General features: G+C 46.4%; 18 protein-coding genes. 6 read left to right on the top strand and 12 right to left on the bottom strand.

The annotated features are described in order from the left end of the window. Window positions 1-69: 69 nt before the first annotated feature. Entirely contained in the window at window positions 70-2064 is a 1995-nt protein-coding gene (locus BLW31_RS04370; RefSeq protein WP_010537766.1) for a fructose-bisphosphatase class III, read from the top strand. A gap of 267 nt (window positions 2065-2331) precedes the next feature. On the opposite strand, the gene BLW31_RS04365 is transcribed toward BLW31_RS04370, so the two are convergent. From BLW31_RS04365 to BLW31_RS04345, 5 genes are all read right to left on the bottom strand, one after another. Continuing rightward, the gene (locus BLW31_RS04365; RefSeq protein WP_010537767.1) at window positions 2332-3480 is read right to left on the bottom strand and encodes an LA_2272 family surface repeat-containing protein; all 1149 of its coding nucleotides are present in this window, start codon (window positions 3478-3480) and stop codon (window positions 2332-2334) included. A 65-nt stretch (window positions 3481-3545) separates the two neighbouring features. Further along, the gene (locus tag BLW31_RS04360; protein WP_010537768.1) at window positions 3546-5204 is read right to left on the bottom strand and encodes an AMP-binding protein; all 1659 of its coding nucleotides are present in this window, start codon (window positions 5202-5204) and stop codon (window positions 3546-3548) included. 394 nt (window positions 5205-5598) lie between these two features. Continuing rightward, window positions 5599-6669 (bottom strand): GDP-L-fucose synthase family protein, encoded by a 1071-nt coding sequence (locus tag BLW31_RS04355; protein WP_010537769.1) that lies wholly within the window; start codon window positions 6667-6669, stop codon window positions 5599-5601. Between the two features lie 107 nt (window positions 6670-6776). Beyond that, window positions 6777-7847, bottom strand: a complete 1071-nt coding sequence (gene gmd / locus BLW31_RS04350) for a GDP-mannose 4,6-dehydratase (RefSeq protein ID WP_010537770.1) — start codon at window positions 7845-7847, stop codon at window positions 6777-6779. Between the two features lie 77 nt (window positions 7848-7924). Further along, window positions 7925-9094, bottom strand: coding sequence for a dicarboxylate/amino acid:cation symporter (locus tag BLW31_RS04345; protein WP_010537771.1), 1170 nt, complete (start codon window positions 9092-9094; stop codon window positions 7925-7927). A 110-nt stretch (window positions 9095-9204) separates the two neighbouring features. Between BLW31_RS04345 and gnd the strand changes: the two genes are divergently transcribed. From gnd to BLW31_RS04325, 4 genes are all read left to right on the top strand, one after another. Further along, complete coding sequence (gene gnd / locus BLW31_RS04340) at window positions 9205-10680, top strand: decarboxylating NADP(+)-dependent phosphogluconate dehydrogenase (RefSeq protein ID WP_010537772.1); 1476 nt, start codon at window positions 9205-9207, stop codon at window positions 10678-10680. 198 nt (window positions 10681-10878) lie between these two features. Beyond that, window positions 10879-12375 (top strand): glucose-6-phosphate dehydrogenase, encoded by a 1497-nt coding sequence (gene zwf, locus BLW31_RS04335; protein ID WP_010537773.1) that lies wholly within the window; start codon window positions 10879-10881, stop codon window positions 12373-12375. Further along, a complete protein-coding gene (gene pgl, locus BLW31_RS04330) occupies window positions 12372-13088 on the top strand; it encodes a 6-phosphogluconolactonase (protein ID WP_022301948.1) in 717 nt (238 codons plus the stop codon). Before zwf ends, pgl begins: the two co-directional genes overlap by 4 nt. Before the next feature lie 171 nt (window positions 13089-13259). Further along, window positions 13260-14210 (top strand): Dyp-type peroxidase, encoded by a 951-nt coding sequence (locus tag BLW31_RS04325; protein ID WP_010537775.1) that lies wholly within the window; start codon window positions 13260-13262, stop codon window positions 14208-14210. Window positions 14211-14521: 311 nt separating this feature from the next. Here the strand turns inward: BLW31_RS04325 and BLW31_RS04315 are convergent, their stop codons facing one another. The 7 genes from BLW31_RS04315 to BLW31_RS04285 form a co-directional block, all read right to left on the bottom strand. Next, on the bottom strand, window positions 14522-15220 hold the full coding sequence (locus BLW31_RS04315; RefSeq protein ID WP_029425521.1) for an SOS response-associated peptidase: 699 nt from the start codon (window positions 15218-15220) through the stop codon (window positions 14522-14524). A gap of 623 nt (window positions 15221-15843) precedes the next feature. Next, entirely contained in the window at window positions 15844-16542 is a 699-nt protein-coding gene (locus tag BLW31_RS04310; protein WP_010537778.1) for a LytR/AlgR family response regulator transcription factor, read from the bottom strand. A 61-nt stretch (window positions 16543-16603) separates the two neighbouring features. Beyond that, entirely contained in the window at window positions 16604-17668 is a 1065-nt protein-coding gene (locus tag BLW31_RS04305; protein ID WP_010537779.1) for a sensor histidine kinase, read from the bottom strand. Window positions 17669-17686: 18 nt separating this feature from the next. Next, entirely contained in the window at window positions 17687-18907 is a 1221-nt protein-coding gene (locus tag BLW31_RS04300; protein ID WP_010537780.1) for an ABC transporter permease, read from the bottom strand. A 35-nt stretch (window positions 18908-18942) separates the two neighbouring features. After that, entirely contained in the window at window positions 18943-19686 is a 744-nt protein-coding gene (locus BLW31_RS04295) for an ABC transporter ATP-binding protein (RefSeq protein ID WP_010537781.1), read from the bottom strand. A gap of 6 nt (window positions 19687-19692) precedes the next feature. Continuing rightward, on the bottom strand, window positions 19693-20922 hold the full coding sequence (locus BLW31_RS04290; RefSeq protein WP_010537782.1) for an efflux RND transporter periplasmic adaptor subunit: 1230 nt from the start codon (window positions 20920-20922) through the stop codon (window positions 19693-19695). Between the two features lie 52 nt (window positions 20923-20974). Beyond that, a complete protein-coding gene (locus tag BLW31_RS04285; protein WP_010537783.1) occupies window positions 20975-22372 on the bottom strand; it encodes a TolC family protein in 1398 nt (465 codons plus the stop codon). A gap of 219 nt (window positions 22373-22591) precedes the next feature. On the opposite strand from BLW31_RS04285, the gene BLW31_RS04275 reads away from it, so the two are divergent. Beyond that, window positions 22592-22828 (top strand): DUF4492 domain-containing protein, encoded by a 237-nt coding sequence (locus BLW31_RS04275; RefSeq protein ID WP_010537784.1) that lies wholly within the window; start codon window positions 22592-22594, stop codon window positions 22826-22828. Window positions 22829-22845 lie beyond the last annotated feature (17 nt).

Below are 22845 nucleotides of genomic sequence, written 5' to 3'. Positions count from 1 at the left end.
TCGTTATATTTATAGCGAAAAACGATAAGTCGATAAAAGCATATTGTAAATAGTTAAATTGTACATATAATGACTGCTCAAAGTAATATAACTCCCGAAAGCATAGTTGGCGATCTCCGCTACTTGCAGTTGCTTTCCCGGAGTTTTCCTACTATTGCCGATGCAAGTACGGAAATTATTAATCTGGAGGCTATCCTGAATCTGCCTAAAGGAACGGAGCATTTCTTGACAGACATACACGGTGAATACGAAGCCTTTCAGCATGTGTTGAAGAATGCTTCGGGTGCGGTAAAACGCAAAGTGAACGAGATTTTCGGCAATACCCTGCGTGAGGCGGAGAAGAAAGAACTCTGTACGCTGATCTATTATCCGGAAGAGAAAATTCAGTTGGTAAAGGCCCGTGAGAAGGACTTGGATGACTGGTATCTGATTACTCTGAATCAGTTGGTAAAGGTTTGTCAGAACGTATCTTCCAAATATACCCGCTCCAAAGTCCGCAAATCCCTGCCCTCAGAGTTTTCCTATATCATTCAGGAGTTGCTGCATGAGTCGACTGTCGAGCCCAACAAGCATGCTTATATCAATGTCATTATCAGCACCATTATCTCTACCAGGCGGGCGGATGACTTTATCATAGCCATGTGTAATCTGATTCAGCGGCTGACGATTGATTCTCTTCATATCGTAGGCGATATATACGACCGTGGTCCCGGAGCACACATCATCATGGATACTTTGTGCAATTATCATAACTTCGACATTCAATGGGGCAACCATGATATTCTGTGGATGGGAGCCGCTTCCGGCAATGATAGTTGCATAGCCAATGTGATACGTATGTCCATGCGTTATGGCAATCTGGGTACTCTTGAAGACGGTTATGGAATCAATCTGCTGCCTTTGGCAACTTTCGCCATGGATACTTATGCAGATGATCCGTGTACTATTTTTATGCCGAAGATGAATTTCGCCGACGGCAATTACAATGAGAAGACTTTGCGCCTGATAACACAGATGCATAAGGCGATCACTATCATCCAGTTCAAGCTGGAAGCCGAAATTATAGACCGCCGTCCGGAGTTTGGAATGAGCAACCGGAAGTTGTTGGAAAAGATAGACTTTGAACGCGGAGTTTTTGTGTACGAAGGCAAAGAATATGCGTTGCGTGACACAAATTTCCCGACTGTAGATCCTGCCGATCCTTATCGTCTGACTGAAGAAGAACGGGAACTTGTGGACAAGATTCACTATTCGTTTATGAATAGTGAGAAGCTGAAGAAGCACATGCGCTGTCTGTTTACGTATGGTGGAATGTATCTGGTTTCCAATTCCAATCTTCTCTATCACGCTTCCGTGCCTTTGAATGAAGATGGCAGTTTCAAGCATGTCAAGATACGGGGCAAGGAATATTGGGGACGTAAGTTGCTCGATAAAGCCGATCAACTGATTCGTACCGCATACTTTGATGAAGAAGGAGAGGATGATAAAGAATTTGCTATGGACTACATCTGGTATATGTGGTGCGGTCCGGAAGCTCCGTTGTTTGATAAGGACAAGATGGCGACTTTTGAACGCTATTTTCTGGAAGACAAAGAGATGCAGAAGGAGAAAAAAGGATATTATTACTCTCTTCGCAATCGTGAAGATATCTGTGATAAGATATTGGATGAATTTGGAGCATTGGGACCTCATTCGCATATCATCAACGGTCATGTGCCTGTAAAGACTATTCAGGGGGAACAGCCGATGAAAGCAAATGGCAAACTGTTCGTTATTGACGGAGGTTTCTCTAAAGCCTATCAGCCCGAAACAGGGATTGCGGGATATACTCTTGTTTATCATTCCCACGGTATGCAGTTGGTGCAGCACGAGCCGTTCCAGTCAAGGCAGAAAGCTATTGAGGAAGGATTGGATATCAAATCTACTAACTTTGTGCTGGAATTCAATTCGCAACGGATGATGGTGAAGGATACGGACAAGGGAAAGGAACTTGTGACGCAGATTCAGGATTTGAAGAAGTTGCTTGTTGCCTATCGCATCGGCTTGATTAAAGAGAAAGTGTAAATAAGTATTAAGTAATAAGTATTAGGTATTAACCGTAGCTGCCATTTAGAGACGTATCTGTCTGTCATTCAGAATCCTCATCACTTTAGCAAAGTGAAACAATTCGATAATGACGAGCATAAGTATCTGTCGTTTTGAACTTGTCGAAGGATTTCCTCTTCTGTAGTCATAAAGAAGAGACTCTTCCTCCTTACAGTCGTCTGAATGACAGATAAATATGTCTCTAAATAACAGCTACGGTTAATACTTATTACTTATTAATCAGCCTTAGAAGAGGACAATACCTGCTTCTATGATTGCTCCTTTATCAAAATTACCGGATTTATTGTAATACCGTGTCAGTCCATAACCGCCAGTCGCAAAGATACTGAACTTCTTGCTGAACTGATATTCCAGATTAGCTCGTGCCTGTAATGCATAAAGCCGTCTGGGAATCACTTCATCTTTATTGGAACACGTCTCTATATGCTGATATCCGAGGTCACCACTGATAGACAACCCTTTGTAAACGGGTACCGCCAGTCCGGCACGATAAGACGTACTGATGGAAAACTTATCATTCAGATTCTGATCAAACGATCCTACTCCCAGAATCGTATAAAACAGTTGGTTCTTGAACCGTACTCCTATATTGGCAGCTGTATTATTTCCGCCATATACCATCATCTGTACCCTTGTATCAGGGTTTGCATTCACAAGACCGAGCTGGAATCCCTTCATGTCTTCCCTGTAATAATTGACCAGACCGATCTGAAGGCCATGAGCCTTCGTTGCATAATTGCATAAACCGACCTGCACACCATTCAGACTTTTAGCGGTGATATTGGCGATGCCGGCAATCTGCAAGCCGTTCATGTTTTCGCCTACCACATTCAGGAGCCCGGAAGTCATCATACCGTTGAAGCTCTGCCCTGTGATATTCGACACTCCGGAGAACTGGAATCCCGAAGCCATATTTCCCGTTACATTCATCAGACCGCTTATCATTACTCCCGAATTATTGTCGCCACCGATGCCGGTAAGTCCCGAAATAATGACCCCCTTTGAACCGTCCCCCGTGATATTCACCAGTCCGGCGGCAGAGAGTCCGACCGCATTATCTCCGCTGATATTGCTGACACCCGCTATCTGAACACCGCGCATCGTACCACCGGCAAGATTGGCCAATCCCGTGATCTGCACTCCATTCATATCTCCATGAATGACACTTCCCAAAGCATTGATGCCGACACCGTTGAGACGGTTCAGTGTAGATAGCAGACCGATGTTTACATAAGTCGTCTGAGTGCTGTCATACGGCTGTGTACAGATATCTTTCCAGAAAGAGAGGTTGATGCCCGCACTCTTGTTCTGTGCCGGCAAACAAACGGCAGCCATCAGAACAGCTGCCGTGAATATTGTCTTTATTATCTTCATCTTTATTATAACTCTTTTTTTCAGTTTAGGTTCACAGAGTACATTCCCTTATTTCCGCACTTTTTTTATCCTTTCGCTTCCTGATACAGATAGCGTTTGATACTCTTCTTCGGAGTCTTTTCAAACTCTTCGGGATAAATCTTCATTTTGAGGATCTGGCTGTATGCCGGTAACATGGCATTCAGTGTCACACGGTTTTCTTCCATTACCCGTTCGATATCCTCATTCTTCAGACCGTGTGCAAACGCTTCGTCAAAGTCCGGATAAACCAGTCCGACGAGTTTCTCGTTCTGCTGTACGATGATGCTTTCCGATACATAAGGCAAGTTGTTCAGCTTGTCTTCGATTTCTTCCGGATAGATATTCTGTCCGCTGGCACTCAGCAGCAGGTTTTTGCTGCGTCCCTTGATGGTGATATTGCCTTCGGCGTCCATCAAAGCAAGGTCGCCTGTGTGCAGCCAGCCGTCTTTGTCGATCACGGCTTCTGTCGCTTCTTCGTTCTTGTAGTATCCGAGCATTACGTTAGGGCCTTTGCAGACGATTTCGCCGACGATATTCTCGGGATCGGAAGACAGTACCCGTACATCCATGCGTGGCGCAGCCTTTCCGCACGAACCCGGTTTGAATCTTTTCCAGTCTTCGTAGCAGATGATCGGCCCACATTCTGTCATACCGTAGCCCACGGTGTAGGGGAAGTCTATCATTTTCAGGAATTGCTCTACCTCTTGGTTGAAAGCTGCTCCACCAACGATAATCTCCGCAAAGTTACCGCCAAACGCTTTGATCATTTCTTCGCGTATGGTTGCCTTTATCTTGTCGTTGATGATGGGGACTTTCAGTAAGATTTTCATGGTCGGTGTCTCCAGTTTCGGGAGCACACTCTTCTTGATGATTTTTTCAATGATGAGCGGAACGGCCACGATGAGATTCGGCTTCACTTCTTCGAATGCCTGGAAGATAATCTTCGGACTCGGCATGCGGGTAAGGAAATAAATGTGGCCACCGACGGAGAATTCGTAGAGGAATTCGAAAGCCAGTCCGTACATGTGTGCCATAGGCAGCATAGAGACGATCTTGTCTCCGGCTTTCAGTTCGAGTACTTCGTAAGCGAACTTGGTGTTCGACCAGAGGCTGCGGTAGGGGAGCATGACTCCTTTCGAGTAGCTCGTTGTGCCGGAGGTGTAGTTGATTACTGCCAGCTCTTCGGGCTCGTCTTTATGGTATTCGATGTGTTCCTTGCGGAAGTTCTTCGGATATTTCTTGCCGAACATTTCGTTCAGATGTTCGCGGGCATGTGTCAGCCGTTCGCTGCGCGATACCAATAAGGTGAAGTCGTTCATCATCAGGATACCTTCCAGCAGAGGCATTGCCGATTCGTTCAGGTTTTCCCAGACCATGTCTCCGACAAATAGTAATTTGGCCTCGGAATGGTTGACGATGTTGTGCACATTGTCCGCTTTGAACTCGTGAAGGATGGGGACGATGACTGCTCCATACGTTAGTGTGGCGAGGAAGGTGACTCCCCAATGGGAACTGTTTCGTCCGCACACGGCGATTTTGTCTCCCTTGCGGATTCCGCTTTCTTCGAAGATGATATGGAGTTTTTCGATTTTTCGAGCAACGTCTTTATACTGAAGGGTGGCCCCCTTGTAATCTGTCAGGGCGTCCAGGTCCCAATTGTTCTTGATACTATTCTCAATGTAAGCTATAAAACTCTGTTCCATTGTTTTTTGCACATTTGGTATTAAATTGTGCAAATATAGTAATTAAATTAAGAATGAAGAATTAAGAATGAAGAATTTTTGGAAATGGGGAGTCTTGGAGTAATAAGGAACAAAGATGAGGAAGTTAAGGAGAAGAGGAACGGGGATAAGCGCAAAAGGGGTGTGCCACGCCTTTGGCACAAGTGTGCCGCACCGATGGCATAACCGTGCCAAGCCGGTGGCACAAGCGTTTCCGGCGTGTGGCACGATTGTTTCCGGCGTATGGCACAGTTGTACTCACTGGAAGGCAGGGGAGTTATCAATGCTTGTTAGTGTCGTTCACAATGCATGATATGATGATTCACAATGCATGTTACGGACATTACCAATGCATGATGTGAGTCTGATAGTAGATCTATTTCAAGTACCATTCGTACATTTTCCGTACCCCTTCCTCAATTTCAATTTGGTGGTGCCATCCCAGGGAGTGGAGTTTGGAAGGATCGGTCAGTTTGCGCAGGGTGCCGTCCGGTTTGCTGCTGTCGAAGGTTAGCTTGCCTTGATAACCTACCGTTTCTACGATTCGTTCGGCAAGTTGGCGGATGGTGATTTCCTTTCCGGTTCCGATGTTGATATGGCAGTTGCGGATATCCTTGTCACCTTCCTTATAGGTATCCTTGAAGTCCACATGTTCCATTACGAATACACTGGCGTCGGCCATTTCTTCGCTCCACAAAAATTCGCGCAGGGGAGTGCCGGTGCCCCACAATGTTACTTCCGTGTCACTGATGCCGTACTTGCGAAGGATATTCAGTATGTCCTCTTTCGGGCTGTCGCCGTTGATGCCTTCTACGGGACGTCGGTTCATATCCTTGCGGACAGCTTCCCAATCTCCTTCCTTCAGACAATGCGCAAGGTGAATCTTGCGGATCATGGCAGGCAGAACATGGCTGCGTTCCAAGTCGAAGTTATCATTCGGACCGTACAGATTGGTCGGCATGACAGCGATATAATTCGTGCCGTATTGCAGGTTGAAACTTTCGCACATTTTCAGACCGGCAATTTTGGCGATGGCGTATGGCTCATTCGTATATTCCAGTGGTGAAGTCAGCAGGACTTCCTCTTTCATCGGTTGTCCGGCATCGCGCGGATAGATGCAGGTGCTGCCGAGAAACAGTAACTTCTTGACGTTATGGCGGAAACTTTCACCGATAACGTTCTGCTGTATTTGCAGGTTCTTATAAATAAAGTCGGCACGGTAAATGCTGTTGGCCATGATACCGCCCACAAAAGCAGCGGCCAGAAATACATACTCCGGTTGTTCTTCGTCGAAAAAACGGCGGACAGCCACACCATCCAGCAAATCCAGCTCTTTATGCGTGCGTCCGATCAGGTTGGTATATCCTTTGTCCTGCAAATTCTTCCAGATAGCAGACCCCACCAGTCCGTGATGTCCTGCTACATATATTTTAGCATTCTTTTCCATGATTGAGTAATGATATATATGAACACGGATTACGCTGATTAAAACGATCTTCATTTTAGATGTAAGATGCGCATAATCGGAGTAATCCGTGTCTGATTCGGGTTGTATTAGTGCTTGGTAGCAATCATTCTTCTTACTTTTTCCATGTCATGGCGAACCATGATGCTTACCAGTTCTTCGAACGAGGTTTTGCACGGATTCCATCCCAGCAGTGTTCTGGCTTTGGTCGGGTCTCCTAACAGTTGTTCCACTTCTGCCGGACGGAAATACTTGGGATCAACCTCTACCAATACTTTCCCGGTAGCCACGTCGATACCCTTTTCATCCACACCTTCGCCTTCCCAGCGCAGTTCGATGCCCGCTTCCTTGAATGCCAGTGTGGCAAATTCGCGTACGGTGTGCATTTCTCCGGTGGCTATTACGAAATCTTCCGGCACGTCATGCTGGAGAATCAGCCACATACATTCCACATAATCTTTCGCATACCCCCAGTCGCGACGGGCATCCAGATTACCCAGATATAACTTGTCCTGCTCTCCTTGCGCGATGCGTGCGGCAGCGAGGGATATCTTGCGGGTAACGAACGTTTCGCCACGGCGTTCACTTTCGTGATTGAACAAGATACCGTTAACGGCAAACATACCGTAGCTTTCGCGATAGTTTTTCGTGATCCAGAAACCATATTGCTTGGCTACTCCGTAAGGAGAACGGGGATAGAACGGAGTGGTTTCCTTCTGCGGAACTTCCTGCACCTTGCCGAAAAGTTCGGAGGTGGAAGCCTGATAGATGCGCGTTTTCTTTTCCAGTCCCAAGATGCGTACGGCTTCGAGCATGCGCAGCGTACCGATGGCGTCCGCTTCGGCTGTATATTCGGGCACGTCGAATGAAACCTTTACGTGACTCTGTGCGGCCAGATTGTAGATCTCATCCGGTTGTACCTGCTGTATGATGCGGATCAGTGAACTGGAGTCCGTCATGTCGCCGTAGTGAAGGTTGATGGTACGTTTTTGTTTCATGTCGCGCACCCATTCGTCAAAGTACAAATGTTCGATACGTCCCGTATTGAATGAAGAAGAACGACGGAGAATACCGTGTACTTCGTAACCTTTTTGCAAGAGAAATTCGGCAAGATAAGAACCATCCTGTCCGGTGATGCCTGATATAAGGGCTGTTTTCATATGCTATTAATTCTTTTATTTGAAAATATGGGGACAAATTTCGTTATTTTATGCTGTATATGCAAACCAAGTCCGTTTTATTTTCCCGCTCCTTTTCCCATCACTTTGTCTATGATGAGCGCGATGGCTCCGTCGCCCGTCACGTTGCAGGCGGTTCCGAAGCTGTCCATTGCGATGTATAGCGCAATCATCAGTGCCTGTGCCGATTCGTCGAAGCCCAGCATCGATTGCAGGATACCGAGTGCTGCCATGATGGCTCCTCCCGGAACGCCCGGTGCGGCTACCATCGTGATGCCCAGCATAAAGATGAATCCGGCAAACAGCGGGAAGTCGAACGGCATTCCCTGCATCATCATCAGTGCCAGTGCGCAGGCTACGATTTTCAGTGTGCTGCCCGACAGATGGATAGTGGCGCAGAGCGGAATCACGAACCCCGCAATATCGGCGGATACTCCATTCTTCTTCGTCTGTTCCAGCGTCACCGGAATGGTGGCGGCAGATGATTGTGTGCCTAATGCGGTGAAGTATGCCGGCATCATCTTACCCAATAGCCGGAACGGATTTTTATGGACAAAGATCGCTGCAATGGAATACTGAAAGACGAGCAGGAAAATATGTAACAGAAAGATGACTCCGATAATCTTGATGAATACCATCAGGATGGCATATACTTGTCCGGAATGAGTCATGTTCAGAAAAATGCCGAAGATGTAAAGCGGCAGCAAGGGCAGGATGACGGCGCTGATCATACGCACGATGATTTCCTGAAAATCCCGCGCTACATTTTTCAGCGAATCGCTGTTCAGTGCAGCCAGCCCCAATCCCAGTGTGAAAGCCAGAATCAATGCGGTCATGACATTCATCAGCGGAGGGATGGATACGGAGAAGTAGGGGAGGATACCATGCGCTTCGCTGACCTCTTCGAGCGGTGCGCCCACTTCGATGAGCGAGGGGAAGACGGCCATGCCTGTGAAGTAGGACAGGAAGCCCGAGAAGAGCGTTGCGCCGTAGGCGATAAGGGCGGTGACTAGCAACATCTTTCCCGCACCTTTCCCGATGTCGGCAATGGCTATGGTGACCAGTCCGAGGATGATAAGCGGGATGGAGAAGTTAAGAAATTCGCTGAAAATTCCGTTGAACGTAACGAATATTCGCACCAATGGGGCCGGAAAAATTGTACCGATGGCAATACCCAAGATGATAGCAATAATAATGCGTGGCAGCAGGCCGATCTTAATCTTCTTCATTCTGATATTTATTTGTTTGACTACAAAAATAGTATTTTAATCTAAAATTAGCGAACAAATGTGCTTTTCAAGTGTTTCTTACATAAACAATATTTTAAAATATATAAGATATGGCAAATCAGAATAAAACAGATATCGGGTTGATCGGTCTGGCAGTGATGGGCGAGAACCTTGCCTTGAATATGGAAAGCAAGGGGTGGCACGTCTCTGTTTACAATCGTACCGTCCCCGGAGTGGAAGAAGGAGTAGTAGACCGCTTTATGAATGGTCGGGCTAAAGGTAAAAACATTGAAGGTTTTACAGATATAAAGGCTTTTGTGGAATCAATAGCCACCCCTCGCAAAATTATGATGATGGTACGTGCCGGCAGTCCGGTAGACGAACTGATGGATCAGCTTTTCCCTTTGCTTTCTCCCGGAGATATTTTGATCGACGGTGGTAATTCAAATTACGAAGATACCAATCGCCGTGTAAAATTAGCAGAATCGAAAGGCTTCCTGTTTGTAGGAAGCGGGGTGTCGGGCGGAGAGGAAGGTGCTCTGAACGGTGCTTCCATCATGCCCGGAGGATCGGAGAAAGCATGGTCGGAAGTGAAGCCTGTTTTGCAGAGCATCGCAGCGAAAGCGCCGGACGGAACTCCTTGTTGCCAATGGGTAGGACCAGCCGGATCGGGACATTTTGTGAAGATGATTCACAACGGTATCGAATACGGTGATATGCAGCTGATCGCTGAGGCTTACTGGGTGATGAAGAATCTGATCGATTTGACGAATGAGGAGATGGCGGACGTGTTTGCCCGCTGGAATGAAGGAAAGCTCCGCAGTTATCTGATTGAGATTACTTCTAATATTTTGCGTCATAAGGATAAATCCGGCGGATATCTTATCGATAAGATTCTCGATGCTGCCGGACAGAAAGGGACAGGCAAGTGGTCTGTTATCAACGCGATGGAACTGGGTATGCCGCTGGGGCTGATTGCTACGGCGGTGTTCGAACGCAGTCTCTCGGCACAGAAAGATTTGCGTCATCTTGCTTCCAATCAGTTCATGTGTAAACATACATTGCCTATATATAATAAGGCGGATTTGGTGGAGGAGATCTTTTCTGCACTTTATGCTTCCAAACTTGTTTCATACGCGCAGGGCTTTGCTGTGTTGCAGCGTGCTTCTGATGCTTTCGGGTGGAATCTGGATTTGGCTTCCATTGCCCGTATGTGGCGTGGAGGATGTATCATCCGCAGTATTTTCCTGAACGATATCGCTGCTGCTTTTGAAGCGGCGGATAAGCCGAAGCATTTGTTGCTGACTCCATACTTCCGTGAGGAGATCAAGACTCTGCTTCCCGGATGGAAGAATCTGGTAGCGGAGGCTATGAAGGAGGAATTGCCTGTTCCGGCATTCTCTTCTGCTCTGAATTATTTCTATTCGCTGACTTCTGAAGATCTTCCTGCCAATCTGGTGCAGGCGCAGCGCGATTACTTCGGTGCGCATACGTTTGAACGGAAGGATGAGTTGCGCGGACAGTTCTTTCATGAGAATTGGACGGGACATGGAGGGGATACGAAGTCGGGGACTTATAATGTATAGTGTACTTTTCTTTTGCCTTGATGCAAAAGAAAGGTACCAAAAGAAAAAATCAAGGCTGCACCTGCGGAGCTACTCCTCCGCTTGACGCTCCTTCGGTGAGGCCGGGAGACCGTTCGGATGTTAGTAGTGGGTGATTGTGTGTTAGGCTGGTCGGTTGAGGTGATGGATAGATAAAGGTAAAAAGTTAAAAATACGACGATGGATAAATTTGCAATGATTATTTTTGGTGCTTCGGGCGACTTGACGAAACGCAAGCTAATGCCCGCATTGTACTCTCTGTATCGGGATAAACGGCTGACAGGGAGCTTTACTGTTCTGGGAATTGGGCGGACTGTCTATTCTGATGAAGATTACCGTTCATATATATCGGGAGAGCTGCAGCAGTTTGTAAAGGCTGAAGAGCAGGATTTGGAGATGATGTCTTCTTTTGTTTCTCATCTGCATTATTTGCCGATGGACCCGGCGAAGGTGGAGGGGTATTCTCAATTGCGGGAGCGGTTGGTGGAACTTACGAAGGAGGTTGATCCCGATAATTTGTTGTTCTATCTGGCTACTCCGCCTTCATTGTATGGGGTGGTACCTTTGCATTTGAAGGCTGCCGGGTTGAATACTCCGCATTCCCGTATTATTGTGGAGAAGCCGTTTGGATACGATCTTGAGTCGGCGCGTGAGTTGAATAAGATTTATTCTTCTGTGTTTGCCGAGCATCAGATTTATCGTATCGATCATTTTCTGGGGAAGGAGACGGCACAGAATGTGCTTGCTTTCCGTTTTGCCAATGGTATATTTGAGCCTTTATGGAATCGCAATTATATAGATTATGTGGAGATTACTGCTGTAGAGAATCTGGGCATTGAGCAGCGCGGAGGTTTTTACGAGACGGCGGGAGCCTTGCGGGATATGGTGCAGAATCATCTTATTCAGCTGGTGGCTCTTACAGCTATGGAACCGCCGGCAGTGTTCAACGCAGATAATTTCCGGAATGAGGTAGTGAAGGTTTATGAGTCATTGACTCCGCTTACGGAGACGGACTTGAATGAACATATCGTTCGCGGACAATATACGGCTTCGGGCAATAAGAAAGGTTATCGTGAAGAAAAGGGCGTAGCTCCCGATTCGCGCACGGAGACTTATATTGCGATGAAGCTAGGTATCAGCAACTGGCGTTGGAGTGGAGTACCGTTCTACATCCGCACCGGTAAGCAGATGCCGACGAAGGTGACGGAGATTGTCGTTCACTTCCGCGAGACGCCCCATCAGATGTTCCGCTGTTCCGGTGGCAACTGTCCGAGGGCCAATAAGTTGATCCTTCGTTTGCAACCCAACGAAGGTATTGTGCTGAAGATCGGAATGAAGGTTCCGGGTGCAGGTTTCGAAGTCCGTCAGGTGACGATGGATTTCAGTTACGCACAGTTGGGCGGTGTGCCGAGCGGCGACGCTTATGCCCGTCTGATTGACGACTGCATTCAGGGCGATCCGACCTTGTTTACTCGAAGTGACGCTGTAGAGGCTTCCTGGAATTTCTTTGATCCGGTCTTACGTTATTGGAAAGAGAATCCGGACGCGCCTTTGTACGGTTATCCGGCAGGTACGTGGGGGCCTCTCGAAAGTGAAGCTATGATGCACGAGCATGGGGCAGACTGGACCAACCCGTGTAAGAATTTAACAAATACAGATCAATATTGCGAACTATGAAACTATCTGTTTTCCCGTCGTCTATGGAAACGGCCCGTTCATTGATATTTCACCTGGTGGATATCATGAATGCTGAACCGGATAAAACGTTCAACATAGCGGTGAGTGGCGGCAGTACTCCCGCGCTGATGTTTGATTTATGGGCAAATGAATACGCTGATATCACTCCTTGGGGGCGTATGAAACTATATTGGGTGGATGAACGCTGTGTTCCTCCCGAAGATTCCGATAGTAATTATGGAATGATGCGTTCCCTGCTTTTGGGGATAGTGCCCATTCCTTACGAAAATGTATTCCGCATTCGCGGAGAAGAGAAGCCGGTAAAAGAGGCTGCCCGCTATTCCGAACTTGTCGACCGGCAGGTACCTAAAAAGAATGGCTGGCCCGAATTTGACATTGTGTTGTTGGGAGCCGGAGAAGACGGGCATACTTCCTCTATCTTCCCCGGACAAGAGGCTTTGCTTTCTTCTGACCAGATTTATGTGACCAGCATTCATCCCCGCAACGGACAGAAACGTATTGCAATGACCGGATTTCCGATTCTTACTGCCCGTCTGGTTATTTTTCTGATTACCGGAAAAGCCAAGGCGGAAGTGGTGGAAGAAATCTGTCACTCGGGAGATACGGGGCCGGCAGCTTATATAGCCCACCATGCGGAGAATGTGGAATTGTTTATGGATGCCGGAGCCGCGATGTATGTCCGGAACGGCTGAAAAGAGAAAAAACAACAGAAGAGAGACAATATAAAGACAAAGTAATAATATATAAGGAGAGAGAGTAACATTAGCGAAGAGAGAAGCTCACGGAGTCGAAACCGGGGGCTTCTTGTCTATGTAACCTATGCGGTCTCTTTTTCTTTCATCAAATTATAGAAGAGTAAGAGTATGAATCCATTTCAAAATTCGTTCGGCGGCCATATCCCACAGGATGTAGCCGGAAAACAGGGAGAGAATGTTATATTTATAGTGTATGGCTTGACTGATTCCCCCGATGCTGCTGATAAGGTAAAAGATGTATGTGCCAATTTCCCGGCGATGATCCGTAGTATGCGCAATCGTTTTCCCGACTTGCAATTCAGTTGCACGATGGGATTCGGAGCTGATGCGTGGACACGGCTTTTCCCCGACAAGGGCAAACCGAAAGAGCTGAGTACTTTCTCCGAAATAAAGGGGGAGAAGTATACCGCTGTTTCTACTCCCGGCGATCTGTTGTTCCATATCCGGGCGAAACAGATGGGGCTGTGTTTTGAGTTTGCTTCCATTCTTGACGAAAAGCTCAAAGGAGCCGTGGTGCCTATTGATGAGACTCACGGATTCCGCTATATGGATGGTAAGGCGATTATCGGCTTTGTGGATGGAACGGAGAATCCGGCTGTCGATGAGAACCCGTATCATTTTGCGGTGATTGGCGAGGAGGATGCGGACTTTGCAGGAGGCAGTTATGTGTTTGTGCAGAAGTATATTCATGATATGGTGGCGTGGAATGCGCTTCCGGTAGAACAACAGGAAAAGGTGATCGGTCGCCATAAGTTCAACGATGTGGAGCTGTCGGATGAAGAGAAGCCGGTGAATGCACATAATGCTGTGACTAATATTGGTGATGATTTGAAGATTGTACGTGCCAATATGCCGTTTGCCAATACCTCGAAAGGGGAGTATAGTACCTATTTTATAGGGTATGCAAGTACGTTCAGCACTACTCGCCGGATGCTGGAGAATATGTTTATCGGTAGTCCGGCAGGCAATACCGACCGTTTGCTCGATTTCAGTACAGCGATAACGGGGACGCTTTTCTTTGCGCCATCGTATGATTTGCTGGGTGAATTGGGAGAGTAAAAAGGGCCTGCGAACCGACTTAAAAGGCGGTGCGGGCGAAACAGATAAAAACATAGTGGGGAATTCGGAAAAGATAATGATACTTTCCGAATTTCCCACTACGTTTTTTAAAGACAGAATATTGTTTTTCTTCCTGTTTTATCCCGATCTTAATGAAATAAGGGGTAAAAAGTGAGAGGAGTGAGAGAGGAATTACAACATTCGTATTTTTTTTTTGAGAGATATAGAGTAAAGAGTAGGAATGAAAAAAAATATAAAAGTTACGAATCCTCTCTCACTCCTCTCACTTTTACAAGACCAATTTATCTTTTTTACATTCTTTGTATGATTGTCGGGTCATTGGAGGACTTCTTTAAGAAATCATTTCTGATAACGTACGCATCCATCTTTTCTGTATCGAAAGGCTTTAGGAAAGAAGCTATTTCCGCTTTACTCAATGGAGCATCAAGCCATTTCTCTTCATCCTCTTTGGCGAGGATGGCAGGCATCCGGTGCTTGGTGTTATCGATATAACCGGTGAGCGAATTGGTATCAGTGGTGATAATGGAGAAAGTTTCGTGTTCTTCTCCCGTATCCTTGTCCAGCCAGCGGTCGTAGATACCAGCCATAGAGAAGATGGGTTCATCTTTCAGATATATATAATAAGGTATCTTATTGGCTCCTTCATGCCTCCATTCAAAGTAGCCGGTACTGGGCACTATGCACCGTTTTTTCATGATCGGCTCTCGGAAAGACGGTTTCTCGAAGATGGTGTCTGCACGGGCATTAAGTGTCATCTTTCTTATTTCTGTCGCATCCTCTTCGGTTCTTACCCAAAAGGGGATTAGTCCCCAGTTGAAAACCTGTACTTCATCCGAAGAAGTAATGATGGGATATTTGGGGAAGGTGAACGCATTCACATGATACTGTTCGTCAAGAATACTCTGGTAAATCCCGACTACATCCGATTTGCGTCCGTAACGGGCGGCAACTTTGATGGCTTTGGCTGACATTGAGTTGTGGAAACACATATTATTTGCAATTAATGTTTGTAATGGATCAGTCTGAAAACCCTGTTTGAACTGCATACTGTACGGAAAAGAATATATTTAGGCACGGATTACACGGATTAACACGGTTTTAGTGCTATGATTACGTAAAACAACCGTGTTAATCCGTGTAATCCGTGCCTAATCCTCAATTTATAATTTAGTTCATTTCCGTACAGAAAGAAGCAAACTGAAAACAACCGGGGGTTCGGATTGATCCTTTTTAATTTGATTGTTTGTTTATTTATTACTGATGTATATTATCTATAAACAAACAGAGGCAGGTCTTTGATCGCAGAAAGGAGTATATTAAGAGATAATAGAATATAAAAGTACTTTATATGTAATCAATTTTTATATAATTTTTCTTTGATTTAGTGCTATAGTCCACTATGTTCTATAAATATAGAAATAAAAAAGTGCTTCCTTGTTCGTCCGCCGACGAGGAAGCACTCAACACAAAAACTAAACTAGACTTAACTAAACTATTCTATTCTTGGAATTTCACAATCCCTTTCTGTTCGTTGCAAAGTTACATATAAAACCGATTTCTGACAAACTATAATCGACAAAATTCACTTTTTTGCCGATAAATTTGGCATTCATCAACTTCTTTCGTCCAAAAAAGCCTGGAAAACCTGTTTGTAGCTATCACTAATGGGGATATACGTTTTGTCAAAGACAATACGGCCACGGTCGATCACCCGTATTTTGTCCTTCTGAACAATGAATGAGCGATGTACACGGATGAATCGGCTTGAAGGCAAAAGCTCTTCCATAGCCTTCATGCTCATAAGTGACAAGATAGGTTTGGCATCCTCTTCTGTATAGATTTTGATGTAGTCTTTCAATCCTTCGATATACATGATCTTTTTCAGTTCTACTTGCACCAGCTTGTAGTCACTTTTTACAAAGATACTGTCTATCTCTTCCGGTTTCTGCACCAGTTCAAACCATTGCAGGGCTTTATTTGCCGCTTGCAGGAAATCGACATACGAGATAGGTTTCAGCAGATAATCGAGTGCATTGACGCGATACCCGTCGATTGCATACTGACCGAATGCGGTCGTAAATACGATACGCGTGCGGGGATCTACCATCTTCGAGAACTCCAGTCCGTTAAGTTCCGGCATCTGAATGTCAAGGAAAAGAAGATCGACCTCTTCGCCCGGTAACTCCTTCATTGCCTGCACCGCACTGGAATACTTTCCTGTAAGCTGCAGAAACGGTGTCTTGTTTACATAACTTTCTAATAGGCCAAGAGCCAAGGGCTCATCATCTACAATGGCACAACGTAATATCATAATTCTCTCTATTTTATTGCTTAAATCTGATGTTTCTTATTCAGCATCCAATACTTAATATTTAATACCTGTCTCTCACACGGATACTCAATCTCGATTTGTACTCCTTGCCGTCTTCCGAAATTCCTTTCTGCCAAGTATATTGGCCGGGATAAAGAATCTCCAGTCGTCGGCTCACCTGTTCCAGTCCTATACCCGAACCGCTCTTGTCCGTTATGTTTTTGGGGTGATTGCTGTTACTTATTTCGCAGATCACTTCCGTGTCATTTTCTGCAAGATGGATATGGATGAAACTCCGTTCTGTAGGCGATATACCGTGTTTGAAAGCATTTTCGATCAAGGAGATAAAGATCAGCGGTGCGATAAGCGTCTGACTGTCCGGCTGGATGTCGATCTGCGTTGTCATCTGTACATTGGCGGACAGACGGATGCGCATCAGCTCGATATAGTTGCGGATAAAGTCAGTCTCCTTGCCCAGAGGGACATAAGTCTGCTGATTATCATACAGTACATAACGGAGCAGCTTACTTAGTTCCTGCACAGCCTGTTGTGCTTTGTCCGTATCGAAAGCAATCAATGCATAGATATTGTTCAATGTGTTGAGCAGAAAATGCGGATTCAGTTGGTTCCGCAGATTCTTCAGCTCTGCTTCCGAACGACTCCGTTCTGCCTCCTTGCGGGCTGCTTCCGCTTGCGTCCATCGGGCACTCATACGTATTGCGGCACTCAGTCCGATGGTGAAAACGAGGCTCAGCATATCTCTGACAAAGAACAGCCATCCCGGAGGAACTCCCGACCGGTGCTTGGGAACAAAGGAAGGGTCGAATGTCAGACTCCGCCAAAGATGCAGCATCAGACCGATGGCACACAACAGGAGAATATTGTAGGTAATATACCTCTTGTTCTGGCTCTGGAAAAGATACCGGGGAACCAGCAGGAAATAATTGACGTAGAACACGATCATAAAGGACAGCGGTACGGCAGAATGACGTACGTATGCCATCCAGTTGATGTTTCCGTTTTCGCGCTCTACGAAGAAGAACGGAAAACCGAACATAATCCCCCAGCCGATCACATGTATCAGTGCTTCCAGGGGACGACGTGCGGATGTAAGGGTTTGTTTCATAAAGACAAAGATAGTTTTTTATTCGTATCTGATAGCCTCTATCGGGTCTAAATCTGCAGCTTTCTTTGCAGGATACCATCCGAAGAAGACTCCGGTGACAGTACAGACGGCAAAAGAAAGGAAGACACTCCAAGGCTGGATGAAGATAGGCCAGTGTGCCACACTCTTGACTATCCAGCTGGCACCGCAGCCGATGACGACTCCGATAAGGCCTCCCGTGATGCTGATCAGGATCGCCTCGATGAGGAACTGACTCAGAATATCAACGCCACGTGCGCCGACGGACATACGCAGACCGATTTCGCGGGTACGTTCGGTGACGGATACGTACATGATATTCATGATACCGATACCACCTACCACCAGAGAAATTCCGGCAATGCAGGCGAGCAGGGTTGTCATCAGATCAGTGGTAGAGTTTAGCATCGTGCTCAACTCCTGTTGCGTACGGATGGTGAAATCGTCTTCGTCCGAGGCTTTCAGTTTATGGTTGCGCCGCAGGATTTCCGTGATTTCATCCGTAGCATACTCCGTCATGTCTTCGGTGAGGGCAGAAGCAAAGACACCCTGAAGATAGGTGACGGCAAGTAAGCGTTTCATAACGGTGGTATAAGGAGCCAGTACGATATTGTCCTGATCCTGTCCCATAGAGTTGTACCCTTTTGCTTTGAGTACGCCTACTACCCGAAACGGTATTTTATTGAAACGGATAATTTTCCCTATCGGGTCGCCTCCATCCGGAAAGAGGTTGTCCACAATCGTCTTACCGATCACGCAGACCTTAGCCGAACTCTGTATGTCGGCTTCTGTAAACATGTCTCCGGTTTCTACGCTCAGCTGGCGGATTTCCAGATACTCCAGTCCGACACCGCTGACAGATGATGGGTAGTTGTTGTTACCCGCAATGAGCTGTCCCGATGAAGAAACGTTGGGGCTGATGGCAGACAGGAAATTGGTCTCATCACGCAAGGCTTCATAATCGGTCAGCTTCAACGTCTGCATGGCCGAAGGGTCTTGCCGGACACCACCCCGTCTGTCGGCTCCCGGATGGATCATGATCATGTTCGATCCCATCTCCGATATCTGTTGCTGGATGCTTCGTTTCGATCCCTGACCGATAGCGAGCATCGTGATGACGGAAGCGACACCGATAATGATACCAAGCATGGTGAGGAAAGCGCGTAGCTTGTTGTTTGCCAATGCCCGGAGAGCTATCTTAAATAAGTTGGTTCCATTCATAAACTATTGTTGCTTATTACTTAATACTTTTATTTTCAATCCTCGTCGCTCTTGGGCAATGCGGCCAGTGCTTCGGCTGCGGACAGAATATGTGAATTGACAGTATCTTCAATGACATGTCCGTCGCGCAGGCGGATATTCCGGCTGCTATATTGCGCGATTTCAGGATTGTGCGTTACGAATATAATGGTACGTCCTTCTGCATGAAGTTTCTGGAACAGGACAAGTATCTCGAAAGATGTACGTGTGTCAAGGTTTCCGGTTGCTTCGTCGGCAAGGATTACCGCAGGATTGTTGACCAGTGCACGGGCGATGGCTACACGCTGCATCTGTCCGCCGGACATCTGGTTGGATTTATGTTCCAGCCGGTCGCCCAGCCCCACAGCCTGCAACGCTTCGATGGCACGCCGGCGACGTTCGGCAGCGCTCACTGATGAATTATACATCAGCGGCAACTCAACGTTTTCTACAGCCGTCGTTTTTGGGAGCAGGTTGTAGCTCTGGAAGACGAAGCCGATTTTCCGGTTTCTCAGTACGGCACGTTGAGGCTTGCTCATCGTACGTACAGAGATGCCATCGAGCAGATATTCTCCGCTGGTAGGAGTGTCCAGGCAGCCCAATGTGTTGAGCAGCGTGGACTTTCCCGAGCCGGAAGTACCCATAATGGTCACATACTCGCCTTCGTTGATGGTGAATGAAACGCCCCGTAACGCATGGACGGTTTCTTCTCCCACCTGAAAGTCTCGTTTGATATTTTGAAGTTCAATTACTTTTTTCATACTTGGCTACTTGTTGCTTTTCTTTTTATTGTTTCCCGGAGGGCCCGGCATGAACGGACTTCTTTCTCCGCTTCCCTGATTTGGCTCAGCCTCTGCATTTTCGCCCGGCATGGCACCTATGGTAGCTTCCGTTACAACTTTGGTTCCTTCGGCAACGCCGCTGATGATTTCTGTAGAAACACCGTTGCTGATTCCGATTTCTACCGGATGAGCCGTGAAGGTGGTTCCTTCGCGTGTCCATACCTTATGCTCACCTTCGCAGTCTTTCACAATGTCGTTTTTGCCGATCAACGGTTCTTCGGGAGTGAAACGTAATGCTCTGCTGGGAACAGACAATACATCTTTTTTATCGAGAATATAGATTGTGACGTTAGCTGTCAGACGCGGTTTCAGTTTCAAGTCCGGATTCGGAGCAGAGATCACCACTTCGTAAGTGACTACCGTGCTGGTGCTTGAACTTGTACTGCTGCTACTGCTTGCGTCTCCCAGACGAATCTGTGTCACGACTCCGCTGAACACATCGTTCGGATAAGCATCGACAGTAAAGCTGGCGCGTTGGCCTTCTTCGATACCGCCTATATCCGCTTCATCCACGTCTGCCACTACTTGCATTTGAGTCAGGTCGGCTGCAATGGTAAAGAGGGTAGGAGTTTCGAATCCGGAAGCTACCGTCTGTCCGGCTTCTACATCACGGCTGATGACTACCCCGTCAATCGGTGAAGTAATAGTAGCATAAGACAGGTTCCGTTCTGCTTTAGCCAAAGACGCTTTGCTGCTGTCGAAAGCACTCATGGCTTTCTGATAATTATAGAGAGCCTGTTCGTAGTCAGTATCACTGATCAACGATTTATCGTGCAATCCTTTGCTGCGTTCGTAGTTCTTTTTCTGATACTCGTATTCGGCTTTGGCACCATCGTAAGTTGCCTGTTGAGAAGCCAGTTCACTCTGTAGAGTGATACGGTCCATTTCAGCAATCAGCTGTCCTTTGGTTACTACCGAATTATAATCTACATAAATCTGGTCAATGATACCGGATACCTGCGTACCGACTTCTACTTCTGTCACCGGTTCGATTGTTCCGGTTGCAGTCACCGAATTGGAGATATCGCCTTTACTGACAGTAGCGCTGGCATAAGTCACCTTGTGCTTTGCCGGAGAACCTGTAAAGAACCAGATTCCTCCGCCTGCTACTACGGCAACTGCCACAGCGATCAGGATAATCTTTTTCGTTTTCATTCTATATTTTGTTTTTACTTATTTATATTCTGCTTTTTATAAGGAAGAAGGCTTATAGTGCCAGTTTGTCCCCCTGATAGAATTTGAGCAACTGGGTATTCAGTATCGCCATATATTTAGCCTGGAGCTGCTCCTGCTGTGCTTGCAGCAGGTTGTTCTTTTCCGTTAACAGCTCTACTGTGTTCTTCATACCCAAGTCGAACTGTTCGCTGATCAGGTCGTAGCTGATCTGCGTACTTTTCAGTTTCTCATTCGCTGCCGCATAACGCTGTTGTGCGCTGTTTGCATCCAGCCAAAGTCCTTCGATCGTTTTATACAGCGTTTTCTGTTCGTCAAGTAGCGACAGCAGGCTCGTCTCACGCTGTAATTTAGCTTTCTGTACGGCGCTCTTAGTCTGCCGGTTGTTAAATATAGGAACGCTGACGGAGACACCGATGGAGTTGTTCCATCCGTTCTTTACCTGTTCTCCGAAGGTGAAGTCGCTGCCGCTGGTATGGTTGGTCCCGATTCCGGCGCTAAGGCTGATGGTGGGAAGGTAGCCCGCTTTGGCGATGTCGATACCCAGTTCCGATGCTTCCACATTAATCTTGCTCGCTTCAATCTCGGGACGAAGAGTGAGCGCACTCATATATACATCTTTTTTAGCAGGCAACGGCAACAGTACATTCTCGTCGGACAGGACGGGGAGATAGATGTTCATTTCATTCTCCCCATCGAGTTCGAGCAATTGTTTTAGTTGTAATTTGTAGTCCTGAAGAGTGGCTTGCGCTGTTACTAATTGATAACGGTCGGTGCTGACCTGAGCTTCCAACTGTGCAAAATCACTTTTAGCAATGCTTCCGGCATTCAGAAGTTCCTGTCCGCGATCACGCTGCGCAATGGAAACTTGCAGCGTGTTTTCGTTGACCTTGACAGATTCCGCTGCATAAAGAATCTGTATATAAATCTGGGCAATAGATTCCTGAATACTATTCTCTGATGTTTCTACATCCAGATTTGCGACCTGATTGTTCAGCCTTTCCTGCTTGATGGTGTTCAGTCGCTTGCTGCCATTGTAAATGGTCCACGAAGCATTCAGACCGTAATTGCCATTGTAACTGGTCTTGCTGGTTGTCTCAATCACTTCACTGCCGCTGACTGTTTTGCTCGATTCCTGATACGGACGGTTCACCATATTCTGGCTTGTGGAGAATGACAGACTGGGGAACAAGGCAGCTTTTGCCGTCTTCACGTCAATCTGTGTACTTTCCGCATTGACCCGGTTTTTACGAATCGTAATGTTCTGTTGCAACGCATAGTCGATGCACGACTGTAAATCCCATTGAGCGGGGAGATTCACCTCACTCCGGACATTGTCCTGCACAGAAGATTCTTGGGCGGATATACCGGGCAGCAAACCCGCTCCAAGAAATGCTATCACTGTCAATCTTCTTACATTTATCATATTCATATATTTCTATTGATTTACTGGAACGAAGGTACGTACATCTTATATTAGCTGCAAAAGTGATAGACAGATGGCGCTTTTTCGCCGTTAAATGTTTTTTTTCTGTCGATAGGCAGGTTTTCTGAGAAAAAACATACAAATCGCGCAACATTTTGCCTTACTTGTTTGTTTTAATTATAAAAAATGTATATTTGTACTCATTACAAATTATAGAGTCCGCTTATGAAGAATACACTACTTACGATCTGGAACTTTTATCTGGAAGGTTTCCGTAGTATGACATTAGGTCGTACCTTGTGGCTTATTATCTTAGTGAAATTATTCATTATGTTCTTCATCCTCAAAATTTTCTTCTTTCCCGACTTTCTCGGTGACCATCCCACGGATGCCGACAAGGGAACGTATGTGGGAAATGAGCTGATACAGCGTGCCCTTCCGGAGAAAACTACTGATTTTTAACTCTTAAACTACATAAG

It is taken from the genome of Bacteroides faecis MAJ27 (assembly GCF_900106755.1).
Lineage (GTDB): Bacteria > Bacteroidota > Bacteroidia > Bacteroidales > Bacteroidaceae > Bacteroides > Bacteroides faecis.
This window is presented reverse-complemented; position numbering and strand designations above follow the sequence as displayed.